The sequence below is a fragment of the Burkholderia sp. GW821-FHT14F03 genome, assembly GCF_058803765.1.
This window is the reverse complement of the sequence record NZ_JBXAPG010000063.1, coordinates 1-14,939: the sequence shown is the minus strand read 5'-3', so window position 1 is coordinate 14,939 and position 14,939 is coordinate 1. Positions and strand designations below refer to the sequence as shown.

The following is a 14,939-nucleotide window of genomic DNA, read 5'->3' as shown; positions in this document are numbered from 1 at the left end:
ATACATCGAGAAAATCCTATGACCTCCATCAGCAATCAGCCGGTTCAGTTCCAGATGTCCCCGCCCGTATCGGGCAGCGAAGCCGGCGGCCACAACGTGAAGAATTCGCACCCGATCGGCGACAGCATCGCGATGATGCTGGTGATCATGGATCTGCTGAGCCGGCAGACGAGCGCGAAGCTCGACGACATGCAAAAGAAGTCGAACATCTCGCGCGATGCGCAGGACATGGCGAACAAGGTCGAGGCGTCGCTCGCGAAGCTCGTCAAGGCCGACGACAAGACGACGCTGGACGACAGCGTGGTCAAGTACCTGCGCGACAACAACATTCTCGTCAACGACAAGACGATCGACGAGTTCCTGGCCGACAAGAAGGACGGCAAGCTCGACAAGGCGGACCTGATGTCGGTGAAGGCGGCGCTGGAATCGGTGGCGGGCCGGGCATCGGATTTCGTGCAGCAGAGCCAGCTCAAGATGCAGCAGCTGATGCAGAACTACAACACGGCGGTGCAGATGATCAACAGTCTGCAAAGCATGCTGGCCGAATCGACCAAGGGCATCGCTTCGGCGATCCGCTAAGCCGCGTGGCGGCCGGCGTCACCGCGCCGGCCGCAGGAGACCAATGCATGTCCACACCACTATCTGCGTCCGGGGACGATCACGACGTACTGCAGCAGTTCTTCGCGTCGGGCGGGTCGATCCGGATGCTCGCCGACGTCGACCAGCACGACCTGGACACCGTATTCGCCTACGCGAGCCAGCTGTTCAGCGCCGAAGACTGGGCGGCCGCGCGCAATTTCTATTTCATGCTGGCGCGCATCGATCACTGGAATTTCGATTACTGGTTCTGGCTGGGTGTGTGCTATCAGCGCCTCGGCCAGCATGAAGAGGCGATTTTCTGCCTGAGCCGCGCGGGGATGATCCGCGTCGACGACCCGCGTTCGTCGTACCACGCGGGCATCAGCTACCGCCTGGTGGGCAATCTCGAGTATGCGCGCAAGGCGTTCGACGCCGCGCGCAACTGGTGCGGGGCGCAGCCGGATTATCGCGCGCTCAAGACGAACATCGAACAGCACTTGGCACAGTGCGAGCAGGAGGGATGAAATGACTATTGCGTTGAACACGGCAGGGCCGCAGGGCGGCGCGCCGATCGCGTCGCGCGACCCGGCGGAACAGGCCGAGAAGGCGCGCGCCGCGGCCCACGCGATGCTGGGCGGCGTCTCGGTGATCGTCGACGACGTGCGCGCCCGGCTGCCCGGCCTGACGGGCATCGCCGGCCGCGCGCTGGTGACGATGAAGGACGCCGCGGAGGCGCTCGGGCGGATCGTCGACAAATTCGATGGTGCGGCCGCGCCGGCAGCGAAGCGCGGCGCGCGCGATCCGCGCGATGTCGGCAGCGTGTCGATGGATTCGATGCTGCTCGCGACCACGCTGCTGTCGTCCCAGGTGCTCGGCAACACGGCCGAGCTGAAGACCAAGGCGCTCAGCATCATGTCGGCGAAGCAGGAGGAGGTGCGCCGGCAGGAAGTCAGCGAATATCGCGAGCAGATCGACAAGGCCATCGAGCAGCAGCAGAAGGCGAAGAAGGCCGGCATCTTCGGCGTGATCTTCGACTGGATCATCGCCGCCGTCGAGGTGGTGTCGGGCGTGGCGAAGATCATCGGCGGCGCGCTGACCGGCAACGTGATGACGGTGGCGGGCGGCGCGATGGACCTGATGGCCGGATTCGCGGGCGTGATCAAGGCGACGATGAACACGCTGGCGCTCGTCGACGAGAAGAACGCGGAGAAGTACCGCGCGGTGGCCGACGTCGCCGCCAAGGTTCAGCTCACGTTCGAGATCGCGGGCGCGGTGGTCGACGTCACCAGCGCGGCGCGCAACATGCTGCTGACCAAGGCGATCCCGAAGGCGACCACCGCCGTCCTGAAGGAAGGCGCGGAGCAGGCGCTGGTGACGGCGATCAAGGAGGGCAGCAAGGACGCCGTCAAGAGCACCGCCCAGGCGGTCGGCAAGGAAGTGGCCGCGCAGGTGTCGGACCAGATCCTGCAGGGCATCGGCAAGGCCGCGCTCGAAGCGTCCAAGAAGGTCGGCAAGGATGCCGCGCAGAAGGCCGTGCAGCAGCTCGGCGTGAACCGGATGCTCGAGAGCTTCTCCCGCGAGGCGATCGAGAAGATGGTGACGAAGAGCGTCGAGAAGGTGGCCGGCAAGGCGATCGAGGAAGGCATCGAGATGTCGGCGAAGGAGCTGACCAAGGCGATCACCCGGCAGGTCAACCAGGAAGTGATGGCGGCCGTGCTGAAGGCGTCGACGTCGATCGTGCTGAACGCGACGCGCGCGTCGGTCGGCGCGGCGGGCAAGGTGACGACGGGCGCGCTCGAGATCGAGCGCGCGAAGCTCCAGAAGGAGATCGACCAGCTGATGCTCGATCAGCAGTGGTTGCAGATGTGCTTCCAGTTCTATGCGCAGCAAAAGGAGGCGCAGACCAAGGAGGCCAAGGATCTGCTCGAGAAGTCGGGCGAGATCCTCGCGGACGGCAGCAAGACTTCGAAACAAACGGCCACCTTGCAGGCGCAGATCGCCTCGTCGATGGTTTGATGGAGAAAACAGCATGAGTGAAATCACCCCCACCGGCCGCGCGCCGGTCAGCATGGACACCCTGGGCATCGATTCGCTCGACGGGTTTGGCGCGGGCAGCGGCGCGCTCGCGACGATCAACCAGATCATCGCGCGGCTGCAGAAGATCGGCGGCGAGATGCGCGATCTCGAACGCCAGTTCAGCGAAACGATGCAGCGCATCGCGTTCGACCGTCAGGTGCTGGCGCTCGACACCAAGCGGCAGGCGATCGAGCAGAACTTCGATGCGGCGATGGCGACCGCGGTGACGCAGATCGTCGGCGGCGCGGTGAGTGCGCTGGGCGCGCTGTCCGGCAGCCAGATCGCGACGTCCACGACGGACGGGCTGTCGAAGAGCGGCCAGGGGATCGCCGGCGTCGCGTCCGCGAACATGACCCGCGAGGCGCAACAGATCCAGCTGCAGGGCGATTTCGAGAGCCAGGCGGCGGAGCGCTTCGACAAGACGCTGGCCACGGCCGTCGAGCGCGCGACCGACGCGTCGCGGCAGATGCGCGACGTGACGCGCGATCTGGTGTCGCTGAGCGGCCAGGTCGCGTCCGCGGTGCGGCTCTGAACGGATGGAATCGTGACGATGCAGATGACGGACGGCGTGACGAACTATCTGGTGGCGCAGGGGATGCGCCCGGAGCCGGCCTATTTCGGGCAGAGCAGCTTCCGGGTGGGATGGCGGGTGCGGGTGAACGAACTGGAGCTGGTCTACCGGCTCGACGGCGACAGCCTCGTGATCTGCGATTTCTCGGCGGCGGACGGCACCGACGGCGCGAGCGACGCCGTGACCACCTTCATTCGCCTGGTCCATCGGATCGAGCGGGGCGGCGTGCCGCTGCGGGATGTGCGCGGCATGCTGTTCGAGACCGCGTCGAATCCGTCGCTCAACGCGCTGCGCCGACGGCTCGCCACGGTGCTCGAGGCGCAGGGCGCGTACTGGCGGGAGATCGACGGCGACTGGTGGCTGCACTATCCGGTCGCGGGCGCGCGGCAGTAGACGCGCCCCTGCGTCAGACGGCGGCCGCGGCCGCCTGGCCCGCGCGTTCGCGCGCGGGCCGGCCTCGCGCGGCACACCCGATGGCCGATGGCGAGGCGCAACCTTCAACCCGCGAGAATTCTGTCGTGAAAGATCAGCATCACTATGAAGCCCTGGTGACCGAATGGCTCGAACACCTCGGATTGTCCGGCGCAGCCGATCCGGACGAGACCTCACTGGTCATCAACGTGGACCAGCGGTTCGACGTCCACTGCTGCCTGTCCGACGCCGGGAAGCTGTTGTTGCTGGCCGAGTGGCCCGCGCGCCATGCGACGGCGCGCGATCTGTCGCGCGCGCTGGCGTTGAACCGGCCGGCGGGCGTGGATATCCAGCCCGTCTTCGCCCTGCGCGGCGAACGCTGGCAATGCTGGATCGCCAAGTCGATCGCCGGATGCGATCTGCCGACCCTGCTGGCGGATTTCGGCCGGATCGTGCGGTGCGTCGAAGGCTTCATCGACGGCCGGGAGTGCGACGATGCGCAGGCGACGGCGCATGAATACGTTTGAATCAGGCGCGTCTCGATCGAGCCTGATCGCGCCGCCGGGGGGGCGATGTTCTCGCATGCGCGTTCGGACAAACTCACGGTGGATTCTCCGCCCCCGGAAAATCAGCGCCGGGTCGCGGAGAACCGCGCGACCGGCAACGTCGACGTCGAGACCGCGCATATCTTCCGGGCGATGCGCGAGTCCGGCGGCGACCTCAAGGTCCATTGCCGGCCTGTTCGTGTCGGACGGGATGGGCGAGCACCCGCTGGAAGGCAGGATCAGCACCGACGATGCCTATCGGCAACTGCCGGGATTCGTCGCGGCCGCGTGGCGATCGACGTGGGGCCGCGCGGGTGCGGCATCCTGAGTATGGCCGCGTCAATTTCAATACCTTCGGCGCGATTGCGGAAGACGGGGTCCGAATGCGCCGATACGATGAACTGCCGTCGAGCGAGGAGTTCAATTCCATGGATGCCCTGGAACAGCTGAAAAGCGCGATGGCCACGCTGCGTTGCAGCCGGACCGCGCTCCAGTGCCAGATTGAAGCGTTCGATATGCTGCGCGGTGAAATCGGCGGGCTGCTGCACGGCGCGTCGACTGATCTCGAGGCGCGGAGGCGGCTCGAATGCGTCGGCGCGCGGATGCGGGACGAAGGCCGGTGCTGGATCGAGCGCCTGGAAGGTCAGGCGGATCAGGTGGAGCGCGGTATGCGGGACGTCGACGCGGCTGTGCGGCGCGTCGATGCGGGCGTCGGTATCGGTCCGTAGGCGAGGACCGCCGGCGGCGCGTGCGCCCGCCTGACGGACCCAAGTCGCGCGCGCAGACGCGCGGCGCGATGCGAGCCGGATGAGCGCGTTCGCATCGCGCCTGGATGGCGCAATCGACGGCGAGCCGGTGCGGTTCGCGTCGAGGAGGAGACATCGTCGCGACGACGCGACTCGCCGGGCGTTGCCACGCGGCGGGATCAGCGGATGCCGATGAAGGACGGGGCCGGCGCGCCGCCATGCGGCGGCGCCGGTTCCGATCGCGCCGGCGGCGTTCATCAGGCCGGATGAACCGGCCCGTCGCCATCAATCGTTAATCCACGGCATCGCCGTTCGGTGCGGCGGCAACGCGCCGGGCCGAAGCGCGGTGTCGAACCAGGAATTGAATCCGGCCGTTCGCCCTGCGCGGCGCGGGGCGGATCGCAGTGTCGGTCCGCCCGCCGGGAAACCGTTGCATGACATTTTCAACGCAAGACATCGAGCAGGCGCACGGCGATCTGCTGCGCGCTTTTTTCGCCGGAGAGGATTCGATCCGGATTTCGCCGGACCTCGATCCGCATGACCTGCACGCGCTCGGCGTGCTGGCGCGCCGGCGTTTCGAGGCCGGGGACTGGGCTGTCGCGCGCGACTGCTATTTCATGCTGGCGCGCATCGAGCGCCGGAACTTCGACTACTGGTTCAACCTGGGGCTCTGCTACCAGAACCTCGATCGGCACGAACACGCGATCTTTTGCCTGAGCTGGTCCGACATCATTCGCGTGGGCGATCCGCGGCCGTCCTATCACGCCGGTTGCAGTTACCGGCGAATCGGCGAGCGCGAGTATGCCGTCAAGGCGTTCCAGACCGCGCGCAACTGGTGCGGCGAACACAGGGTCCACAGCGCGTTGAAGGCGCGTATCGAGCACTGCCTCGCTTGCCACGACGAGGAGGAATGACATGAGCATCTTGTCGAAGCCGGGGCCGGGGCCACACATCGCACCGGGAGAACGCGACGGGGCGGGCGGCCATGCGACGTCGACCGCCTCGCCGGCGGGATTCGGCGGCCCGTCGCCCGCCGGCGATGCGGGGCGGGGCGGATGCCACGTGGAGCAGCACGTATTCATCCCGATCAATCGGATCGTCGCGCGGCTCCAGTGGATCAGCAACGAGATGCGCGAGGTCGAGCAGCGCTTCAGGGAGACCATGCAGCGGGTCGCGTTCGATCGAGTCGCGCTGGACCGGCCGTTCGCGGAGCATCGTGCGATGCGCGACGCCGGGCGCGGTGCGGACGCCTCCTGGCCGCACGACGCGGCCGGGCGGTATGGGGCGGAGCGCTTCGACCGGTCGCTGGCCGCTGTGACCGACCGCGTGACTGTCACGTCGTGGCACATGTGCGAAGTCACGCGGGAACTGGTGATGCTGCACGAACGAGTCGCCGCCGCGTTGCGCGGCGGCAAGCCGACGGAATGACGTCGCGATGGGAGAACGCCGTTGAACAACACGATCATCGAGGCATGCGATCCCGCGCGGTCAGGGGCGAAGCGCGCGGGCTGGCCGATGTGGTCGATCCGATGGCTGGTCAAGGTGCTCATGCGTACTTGAAGCGCACGGCATGCCCGATCGGGGAATCTGAATCCGCGTGGTGCCATGCCGTTCAGGCGATGCCTCGGCATGCCTAGGCGCGGGGAACCATGAATGTCGCGCGTCAACTTGCAGGAGTGTGAATGAACAGGCCTTACATCGTGTGTCACATGATGGTGTCGCTGGACGGCAAGATCGATATCCGCGGCTGGGACTTCCCGCCGTTCGCGGGGCGCGAGCTTGCCGAGTATTGCCGGGTGGCGAAGTTGCACCGGCCGGACGCGATGGTATTCGGCCGCGCGACCGTCAGCGAGAACGGCGACGCCGAAATCGGCGTCGCCCCGCGCGGGCTGGCCACCGCGCCGATTCCCCGGACGACGTACCGGGCCGCGCCGGCCAGCGTCGCGCCGCTCGCCTTCATCATCGATGGAGGCGGCAAGCTTCTGTGGGAGCGGGGCGTGTTCGAGTTGCAGGAGGGGGACGCTTTGCACGTGGTCGCGGTGCTGACGGAGCAGGTCGACGACGATTACCTCGCGTATCTGCGCGAGCGCGACGTGTCCTATATGTTCGCGGGTCGGCATGCGATCGACATCGACGCGATGCTGGCCGGCATGCGCGCGGAGTTCGGGGTCGCCCGGCTCGTTGTCGGCGGCGGCGGGCGCATCAACGGCAGCTTCCTCGATGCCGGCCGCATCGACGAGCTGAGCATCCTGACCTATCCGGTGGTGGATGGGCGACCCGCGTCGCCCGGCCTGTTCGAGGGCGTCAAGACCGGACCGGCCGCGTTCGCATGGTTCGAACACACGCTGCTCGACGACGGCGTGACGTGGAACCGGTATCGGACCGGACGTTAGATCGCGTCCCGCGCCGTGGCCGACCGGCGGCGACGGCCACGGACGTCAGGCCGGGGCGCACGCGCCTTGGGCGGGGTTCCCGCCGGAACGGCGCGGCATGCCGGCTTTGCCCGGCGAGGCGGATCGGATTATTGTGTCTCCGACGGGGCGCACGCCCGGATGCGCGGCGCCAACCGCGCCCGCGCGTGCGCCGACGTCACCCGCCATTTCACAGGTCGCCGTCGAGCCGCCGGCTGACCGGCAAGTTCAAGGACGCCTCCATGTCATTCTTCGACAACGATCACGGTCACGCACTGCTCAAGCGCTACGCGGCGCTGGCCGTGCCCACCATCCTGTCCGGCTGGGTCTACACGATCTACACGCTGATCGACGGCGTGTTCATCGGGCGCTATGTCGGCCCGCAGGCGCTCGCGGCGCTGAACCTGATCCTGCCGCTGCTTTACGTGCCCTATGCCTTCAGCGTCATGATGGGCGTCGGCGGCGCCACGCTGATCGCCCGGCTGCTCGGCGAAGGCCGCGAGCAGGCCGCGCGGCAGGCGTTCTCGCAAGTGCTGTGGAGCATGCTGGCGTTCAGCGTCGTGATGAGCGTGCTGGTGCTGACGTTCGGCCGCGAGATCGCGGCGGCGCTCGGCGCGCACGGCGAACTTGCCGGGCAGGTCAACGCCTATCTGTCGCGCTACGCGTGGTTCATCCTGTTCGCCAATTGCCTGTATGCGATGGAGATGTTCCTGCGCGTCGAGGGCGCGGCCGCCGCGCGCTTCGGCCTGTACGCGATGATCGCCGGCGCGTTCGTCAATACCGCGCTCGACTACTGGTTCATCGTCATGCGCGGCGACGGGATGGCCGGCGCCGCGCTGGCCACGGGGCTCAGCATGATGGTGTCGAGCCTCGTCATGCTCGGCTATCACCTGTTCCTGGCCACGCGCGTCGTGCCGGCGTGGCGTCCGTTCGCCGACGGCGTGTCGTATATCGGCAGGATGCTGTACAACGGCTCGTCCGAGTTTCTCGGCGCGGTCGCCCCGGCGGTCACGGTGTTCGCGTTCAACCGCGTGATCCTCGCCAACTTCGGCGAGAACGGTCTGGCCGCCTACGCGATCCTCGAATACCTGACGCTCGGCGCGATGGTCACGATGGGGGCGCTCGTGCAGGCGATGCAGCCGATGATCAGCTTCTATCGCGGCGCGGCGGACGCGCGCGCGGTGCGCGGCGCGTTCCGGATCGGCGCGATCGCCTCGCTGGCGTTCGCGGCCGTGGTGGCGGTCGTCATGGCGACCCTGTCGAAGCCGCTGACCTTCCTGTTCCTGCCGGCCGGCGGCGATGCCTGGTCGATCCTCGAACACGCGGTCATCTGGTATGCGATGGCCTTCCTGCCGGCGGCGGGCAATCTGATCGTATCCGGCTATCTGACGGCCATCGAGGCGCCGGGGCCTTCGGCCGTGATCGCGACGCTGCGCAGCTGGGTGCTGCTGCTCGGCGTGCTGCTGCTGCTCAACACCTGGCTCGGCGGCACGGCGATCTGGTACACGCTGCTCATCACGGAAGCCGTCACGCTCGTCGCAAGCATCGGGCTGTACGCGCGCAGGCGCGCGTAGCGCCGCGACGCGCGATGCCTCGCGGGCTCGATGCGACCGCCGCGCATCGATGCACGGCCGGTTTCGCGCGTCGCGTTGCATGGGCAACGGCGTGTGAGCGCGGCCCGGCACGGTGTGCTCGAACCGCGTTTGCCGCTGCGCATGAGGCGTCGTCACATTGCGTCATCGCATTGCACAAATCACTACAAACGCCGCGTTTACATCGAAGGTTGATGTAATTACATTTGTCTTACAGACACTATCGCGGAAAGAACCCATGTCGATTCAGGATTCCGAAATTGTGCGCGAGCAGCGTGGCGGCCGGCAGTGGAGGGCGAATGGCTTCGGCATGCGAGTCGCGGTTGCGGCAGGGCGCGAATCCGCCGTCGGACAGGCAATCGACGCCCGGCGGCGCGATGCGACGCGGCAACGGACACGCGCCGCGCGCCGTTCGGGAATGGGCCGCGCCGATCGGCGCGCATGGTTCGTCCGATCGCGCCGGGCGTTGCGCTGCGCGCGGCCGATCGATGTCCCCGTGAACTCACCAGGCGTCTATTTTTCCCGCCGATAGCGGCAAACGTTTACACGCGCATGAGACGTCCATGCGCGTGCATCGCCGAGACATTCGATGCGACGGACGCGCACCGCGATCCTGCCGCCCGTCATGCATGACGTGATGGCGGGTTGCGACTGAGTGCAAGCCGCGCGATCGGCCGGGTTCGCCCATTTCCGTCTCTTTAAGTATTCCTAAGCCTGACGGGAAGGACCGGGCTCGCGTTTTTTTCCAACGCCGCATGGCAAACCCCCCCACTCTGGAGGTATTGAAAATGAAAGCAATTCGATGGATCCCGATCGTCGCCGGTCTGTGCGCGGCCGTTCCCGCCGTCGCCTATGACGAGTACACGCCGGTCAGGAAAACCCGCGAGCAGGTCTACCAGGAACTGATCCAGGCGCAACGCGACGGCTTGCTGCCGACGCGCGACGTCGACTACCCGCCGAGCGAGGAAACGATCCTCCGCAACAAGGAGCTTTACGCGATCTCCTATCCCGACGATGTCGGCACGGCGCGCAGCCAGGCCGACAAGGTCGTCAACGACTGAGCGGGGCCGGGGCGCGTCCATGCGGGGCGCGCCTGCCCGCACGATCCCCGGCTTCACGGTATTGAACTGAGTGAGGATCCAATGAACTTCTCGACAAGATTGCGCTTGCAGAACATCGTCTGGGCACACGAGACGGAGCGCGTCGCGCCCCAGCTGCTCGAACGGATGAGGCAGGGCCAGAGCCCGAAGGTATTGTGGATCGGCTGTTCCGACAGCCGCGTGCCGATCGAAACGATCACCCGCTCGAATCCCGGCGAGATCTTCGTCCATCGCAATATCGCCAACCTGGTCTTGCCGAGCGACGACAACACGATGAGCGTGGTCGAATACGCGGTCCATGCGCTCGGCGTGGACGAAATCGTCGTGTGCGGGCATGACGGGTGCGGCGGCGTGCGCGCGTCGCTGTTCCCGATCCGGGACGATCTGCCGCGCGTCGCGCGACGGATTGCGCCGCTGTGCCAGCTGGCTCACGTTCACCATGAGGAACTCGACCGCCTCCCCGACGGCGACGCGCGGATCAACCGGCTCGCCGAACTCAACGTCCTGCAGCAGGTCCGGACGCTGCGGCAATCCGACATCGTGCGCAACGCGGGCCGGCCGCTGGGCATTCACGGCTGGATCTTCGATGTCGGCAGCGGCCATATCCGGGCGCTCGCGGTCGACGGCGAGCCCGCGATGGCCGCATGAACCCGACGCCTCGTCCCGTCGACGCAGACAGGCGCGCGGCGCTGACCTGAGCGCGCGCCCGCGCCGCAACCCGCAATACTCATCGAATCGAATATGAATTTCGGCAATACACCGACTCATCTGCCGCGCGACGTCTTCGCGGGAACCGTGGTCTTTCTCGTGGCGCTGCCGCTGTGTCTCGGCATCGCCCATGCGTCGGGCGTGAGCCCGTTCGCGGGCCTGCTCGCCGGCATCATCGGCGGGCTGGCGGTCGCGTCGCTGAGCGGCTCGCCGCTGAGCGTGAGCGGCCCGGCGGCGGGGCTCGTCGTGATCGTCGTCGACGGCATCGCGAAGATCGGCAGCTTCGAGGCCTTCCTGACCGCGGTCATGCTGTCCGGCGCGCTGCAATGCGTGCTGGGGCGGCTGAAGGCGGGCCGCTTCGCCGCCTATGTGCCGTCGCCGGTCATCAAGGGGATGATGGCGGCGATCGGCCTGCTGCTGATCGTCAAGCAGCTGCCGATCGCACTGGGCCTGGGCGGCTCGGGAGGCGGCCTCGCGGCGGGCGCGTCGCTCGCGACGCCGTGGGGAGCGCTGTCGACCGTCGCGCTGCTGCTCGGCGCGGCGTCGGTCGCCGTGCTGGCCGCCTGGAGCGGCCCGGCGCTGAACCGGTCTCGGCTGGTGCGCGCGGTGCCCGGCCCGTTGGTGGTCGTGGTGCTGGGCATCGTCGTCGTGGCGCTGCTGGGCGAGCGCGCATCGCCGTACGCGTTGGCGGCCGACTATCGCGTCGCGCTGCCCCTGCTGGATTCGTTCGACAGCTTTCGCGCCGCATTGACCTGGCCGCGCCTCGACCAGCTGGCGAATCCCGACGTGTGGCGGCTCGCGGCGACGCTCGCGATCGTGGCGAGCCTCGAAACCCTGTTGAGCATCGAAGCGCTGGACCAGATCGATCCGCGCAGGCGCGTCACGCCGACCGACCGGGAACTGCGGGCGCAGGGCGTCGGCAACCTGCTCGCGGGCGCGCTCGGTGCGCTGCCGATCACCTCGGTCATCGTGCGCAGCTCGGTGAATGTCCATGCGGGCGGGCAGACGCGTCTGTCGGCGATACTGCACGGCGTGCTGCTGCTGCTGAGCGTGCTGCTGTTGACCGGCGTGCTCAACATGATTCCGCTCGCCTGTCTGGCGGCCGTCCTGATCGTCACCGGCGCGAAGCTCGCCAGGCCCGCGCTGTTCGTGGAGATGGCGCGCAAGGGGCCCCATCGGTTCCTGCCGTTCGTCGCGACGGTCGTGGGGGTGCTGTCGACCGACCTGCTGATCGGCATCGTGCTCGGCGTGCTGTGCAGCCTGGCGCTGTCGATGCGGCCGTACCTGCACCGCACGTTCACGCTGGTCCGGCACGAGAACTACGTGCTGCTGTCGTTCAGGAAGGACATCTCCTTTCTTGCGGTGGTCGAGCTGAAGGCGCAACTGCAGGGCATTCCGGACCACACGACGATCATCGTCGACGCCACGCGCGCGGATTTCATCGATCCGGCGGTGCGCGAGCTGATCGACGCCTTTGCCGTCGAGGGCCAGGCGCGCGGGATCACGCTCCAGTTCGACGCCGAGTATCACGCGATGCGGCGAACCCGGTTCGATGCCGGTGGTTCGGCGCGGGCATCGTCGGGCTGAGCGGGCGAGCGCCGCGCGCCCTTGGACATCGATTTGGCGCCCAGGTCAGATGTCGGATCGACCGCAGCGCGCGGCTGTCCTTGCCCTCGGCGCGAAGCCGATGCCCGATACGGCGGATCTCGGCCTCGCCGCGTTGCGGCGCTTTGGCGGGCGTGGGGGTCGCCTGCCTGCCCGAGCTTTGCTGCGCCGATGACATCCGCGGAAAGCGTCTACTGCACCTGCTCGGCGACTGGCCCTGCGCGGAAGTCCCCGTGTATGCGCGCTATCCGACGAGACGCCATCTTTCGCCCAAGGTGGCCGCCTTCGTCGATCTGCTCGCCGGGCGGCTCTGGCCGCCCGGCGGCTGAGGCGCAGTGTTCACGGCCCGGCCCGGGGGCGTGCCGCCGGGGGCGTGATTCGAGCGGGCCTTGCGCATCGAAGGACTTGCCGGGACCGGCTCGCCCCGAGCGAGCCTACTTTTCCTGCAACCAGGGAGCCGCCGTACTCCAGAAGATGATGTCGGCGCCCAGATAGTCCTGTGCGTAGTCCACGAACTCACCGCGCGTGAAGGGCTTGCGGGTCTTGGGATTGGTATAGGTCAAGGTCGGTTCCTGGACCGCCATCGCGACGAGGGCGAGCTTGCCCTTGTACTGATGGAAGAACGGGTAGGAATTTTTCATCTGGCCTTTCTTCCAGGGCACGATGTCCGGCCCGCCGAGCCCGATATCGTTCTTGCTCGCGAATGAAAACAGGCGGGACATGTATCGATGGTCGTTGTTCCACTCGCATGGCCAGAAGTTGACGTACTGGACGACGTAGGACTTGTGGAATGCCTTCCTCGCAAAGTCGAGATTTCCCAGCGTGGCGTCGAAATACTTGTCGCAGTTGAAGCCGGTCTTGTCGCGCTTCATGTCGAGATCGACGGACGTCTCCGGCAGGTTGATGCCCATCACGCGACCGTCGAACTGCTTGGCCAATGCAGCCAGCAGTTGCTGGTAGCGTTCCTGCACCGCCCCGTTCCATTGCAGCGCGACCCAGCCGTTGCCGACGGGGCGGTTTTCCCCGGGGTTGTCGTACTGCGGCGCGAGACCGCCTCGATACACCGGATCCTGCAGCAGGTAGGCCGGCACGTTCCGGGCCTGCGGTTCAAAGAAGCGATCCTGGATCTGGATGAACAGCTTCCTGTTCAAGCCGCCGAGGTAATGGAGATCCTGTTCGATCTGCGAGAAATCGTATTGCCCCTTGCTCGTCTCGATGGCCTTCCAGTTGTATACGACCTGGACGCCTTCGATCTCCGGCCGCTTGATCATCGCGTCGATCTGCCTCAGGTCGCCGGCGCTGGCATAGAGAAAATTTCGCACGGGCGCCGCGCTCGCTTGCCCGGACAGGGCGGATAGCGTGAAGCAGGCAGCGGCGATGCACCGCTTCAGCGATGCGGGTCTGGATGGCGGCATGGACATTCCTCGAGTTTTGCGGTCAGGTCTTCTGATTGCGATGGCGTCGGTTTGGTTCAGTATTGGCGGTCGGGATCGGCGACGGCGTTGCGTTTGCATCGGACGCCATGCGGAGTATGCCGCCCCGAATGTCGATGCGTCGGCTTGCCGCCGCGCGAAGATCTGCTCCGCGCCGTGGCGCATGCGTTGCTCGGATCGAGGCCCATCACGCGGGCCGTGATCGCCCACGAAGCGCGATCACCCAGCCAGGATTGAAGTGCTCACGGCGGAATTCCGGTTGATGAGCCTCTGCGCGCCCGACGTGGTGTCTTGACGGATCGTGACGGTCTTGCCGGCGGTCTGCCCCGGCAGCCTCGATCCCGGGTGGATGGCCTGCTGTATCTGTTTCCACTGGGCAAGGGTGGCGTCGTCCGGCACGCCTTCGAGCATGAGCGACCGACAGCCGGCCCGATCGACGGCAATCGCCTTCCGCACGAATGCCTGCTTCGACGAACTGATCGATTCGTAGCGGTATCGGCATGACCCGTCGGGCATCCAGGTGCCGAGCTGGATGTATTTCCGGTAGCTTTTCCAGTGGGTTGGGTCGGGGTAGTTGAAGTTCTGCACGCCCGGGCTGCCCAGGAACGATCGAATCTGACTGTCGCTGCTGATTTCCGGATCTTTCCCGGCCCAGGCATGAGTGACAAAAAACAACGCCAGCGCCGAGACGAGGTATTGCATTATTCGGTCCCCATGATCGTCAATCATTCTTCTCAGGTGTGCCGACGGCGCGGTGCGTTTGGAAGGCTGTTTCAGCCCGATGTGTGATGCGTGCGCTATTCCAGACGGTCAGACCCCGCGGCGGCGACACGCTGCCAGTCGCAGTCTTCTGCCCCTTCAATCACCCACGGCGCCGCGGATCGGCTCACTTGCTCTGCTCAGTGACAATAGTTCATTTTGTGGGGGGGGTGGTCTCGCTACGATTCGTTTGTCCAAGCGCTGCCGTCTTGAAAGCAATGCATTGATCGCAATGCAAGGTTTGATTCGGGGTTGCCGCCGGATGGCGCACGACGTTATTAAATGAATACCGCGGCGTCGTATATCAATTCATATCGCATCTGAAATAAAAGACCATGCAAACCAAAATCATTTCCGCCCTGCTGCTCGTGGGCGCCGCCACCGCTTCGCAAATCGCCTCCGC

18 protein-coding genes are annotated in these 14,939 nt (G+C 66.5%); 16 read left to right on the top strand and 2 right to left on the bottom strand.

Annotation, left to right across the window (positions count from 1 at the left end):
- Positions 1–18 precede the first annotated feature (18 nt).
- From sseB to AC1RQF_RS29750, 16 genes are all read left to right on the top strand, one after another.
- The gene (gene sseB, locus AC1RQF_RS29825) at positions 19–579 is read left to right on the top strand and encodes a type III secretion system translocon protein SseB (protein ID WP_273995601.1); all 561 of its coding nucleotides are present in this window, start codon (positions 19–21) and stop codon (positions 577–579) included.
- Positions 580–626: 47 nt separating this feature from the next.
- Positions 627–1,103 carry a SycD/LcrH family type III secretion system chaperone gene (locus tag AC1RQF_RS29820; protein ID WP_252983807.1) on the top strand — a complete coding sequence of 159 codons (477 nt, stop codon included), beginning with the start codon at positions 627–629 and terminating at the stop codon, positions 1,101–1,103.
- A 1-nt stretch (position 1,104) separates the two neighbouring features.
- Positions 1,105–2,595 (top strand): type III secretion system translocon subunit SseC family protein, encoded by a 1,491-nt coding sequence (gene sctE, locus AC1RQF_RS29815; RefSeq protein WP_492873673.1) that lies wholly within the window; start codon positions 1,105–1,107, stop codon positions 2,593–2,595.
- Between the two features lie 13 nt (positions 2,596–2,608).
- Positions 2,609–3,187, top strand: a complete 579-nt coding sequence (sseD, locus tag AC1RQF_RS29810) for a type III secretion system translocon protein SseD (protein ID WP_273995597.1) — start codon at positions 2,609–2,611, stop codon at positions 3,185–3,187.
- An 18-nt stretch (positions 3,188–3,205) separates the two neighbouring features.
- Positions 3,206–3,619 (top strand): type III secretion system effector protein SseE, encoded by a 414-nt coding sequence (sseE, locus tag AC1RQF_RS29805; RefSeq protein WP_273995660.1) that lies wholly within the window; start codon positions 3,206–3,208, stop codon positions 3,617–3,619.
- Positions 3,620–3,699: 80 nt separating this feature from the next.
- Positions 3,700–4,164: a hypothetical protein gene (locus AC1RQF_RS29800; protein ID WP_273995596.1), complete on the top strand. Its 465-nt coding sequence runs from the start codon at positions 3,700–3,702 to the stop codon at positions 4,162–4,164.
- 269 nt (positions 4,165–4,433) lie between these two features.
- Complete coding sequence (locus AC1RQF_RS29795; protein ID WP_273995595.1) at positions 4,434–4,910, top strand: hypothetical protein; 477 nt, start codon at positions 4,434–4,436, stop codon at positions 4,908–4,910.
- A 422-nt stretch (positions 4,911–5,332) separates the two neighbouring features.
- Positions 5,333–5,842: a CesD/SycD/LcrH family type III secretion system chaperone gene (locus AC1RQF_RS29790; RefSeq protein WP_273995594.1), complete on the top strand. Its 510-nt coding sequence runs from the start codon at positions 5,333–5,335 to the stop codon at positions 5,840–5,842.
- Position 5,843: 1 nt separating this feature from the next.
- Positions 5,844–6,356: a hypothetical protein gene (locus AC1RQF_RS29785; protein WP_492873670.1), complete on the top strand. Its 513-nt coding sequence runs from the start codon at positions 5,844–5,846 to the stop codon at positions 6,354–6,356.
- A gap of 254 nt (positions 6,357–6,610) precedes the next feature.
- Positions 6,611–7,321 carry a dihydrofolate reductase family protein gene (locus AC1RQF_RS29780; RefSeq protein WP_492873668.1) on the top strand — a complete coding sequence of 237 codons (711 nt, stop codon included), beginning with the start codon at positions 6,611–6,613 and terminating at the stop codon, positions 7,319–7,321.
- 260 nt (positions 7,322–7,581) lie between these two features.
- A complete protein-coding gene (locus AC1RQF_RS29775; protein WP_273995586.1) occupies positions 7,582–8,913 on the top strand; it encodes an MATE family efflux transporter in 1,332 nt (443 codons plus the stop codon).
- Positions 8,914–9,169: 256 nt separating this feature from the next.
- A complete protein-coding gene (locus AC1RQF_RS29770) occupies positions 9,170–9,463 on the top strand; it encodes a hypothetical protein (protein WP_492873666.1) in 294 nt (97 codons plus the stop codon).
- Positions 9,464–9,719: 256 nt separating this feature from the next.
- Complete coding sequence (locus AC1RQF_RS29765; RefSeq protein WP_273995583.1) at positions 9,720–9,992, top strand: DUF4148 domain-containing protein; 273 nt, start codon at positions 9,720–9,722, stop codon at positions 9,990–9,992.
- Positions 9,993–10,073: 81 nt separating this feature from the next.
- Entirely contained in the window at positions 10,074–10,679 is a 606-nt protein-coding gene (locus tag AC1RQF_RS29760) for a carbonic anhydrase (protein WP_273995581.1), read from the top strand.
- 93 nt (positions 10,680–10,772) lie between these two features.
- Entirely contained in the window at positions 10,773–12,326 is a 1,554-nt protein-coding gene (locus AC1RQF_RS29755; protein ID WP_492873664.1) for a SulP family inorganic anion transporter, read from the top strand.
- 152 nt (positions 12,327–12,478) lie between these two features.
- Positions 12,479–12,673 (top strand): LysR substrate-binding domain-containing protein, encoded by a 195-nt coding sequence (locus AC1RQF_RS29750; RefSeq protein WP_492873662.1) that lies wholly within the window; start codon positions 12,479–12,481, stop codon positions 12,671–12,673.
- Between the two features lie 105 nt (positions 12,674–12,778).
- On the opposite strand, the gene AC1RQF_RS29745 is transcribed toward AC1RQF_RS29750, so the two are convergent.
- The gene (locus AC1RQF_RS29745; RefSeq protein WP_337995251.1) at positions 12,779–13,942 is read right to left on the bottom strand and encodes a hypothetical protein; all 1,164 of its coding nucleotides are present in this window, start codon (positions 13,940–13,942) and stop codon (positions 12,779–12,781) included.
- Positions 13,943–13,996: 54 nt separating this feature from the next.
- Positions 13,997–14,479 (bottom strand): hypothetical protein, encoded by a 483-nt coding sequence (locus AC1RQF_RS29740; RefSeq protein ID WP_273995576.1) that lies wholly within the window; start codon positions 14,477–14,479, stop codon positions 13,997–13,999.
- Between the last annotated feature and the right edge of the window lie 460 nt (positions 14,480–14,939).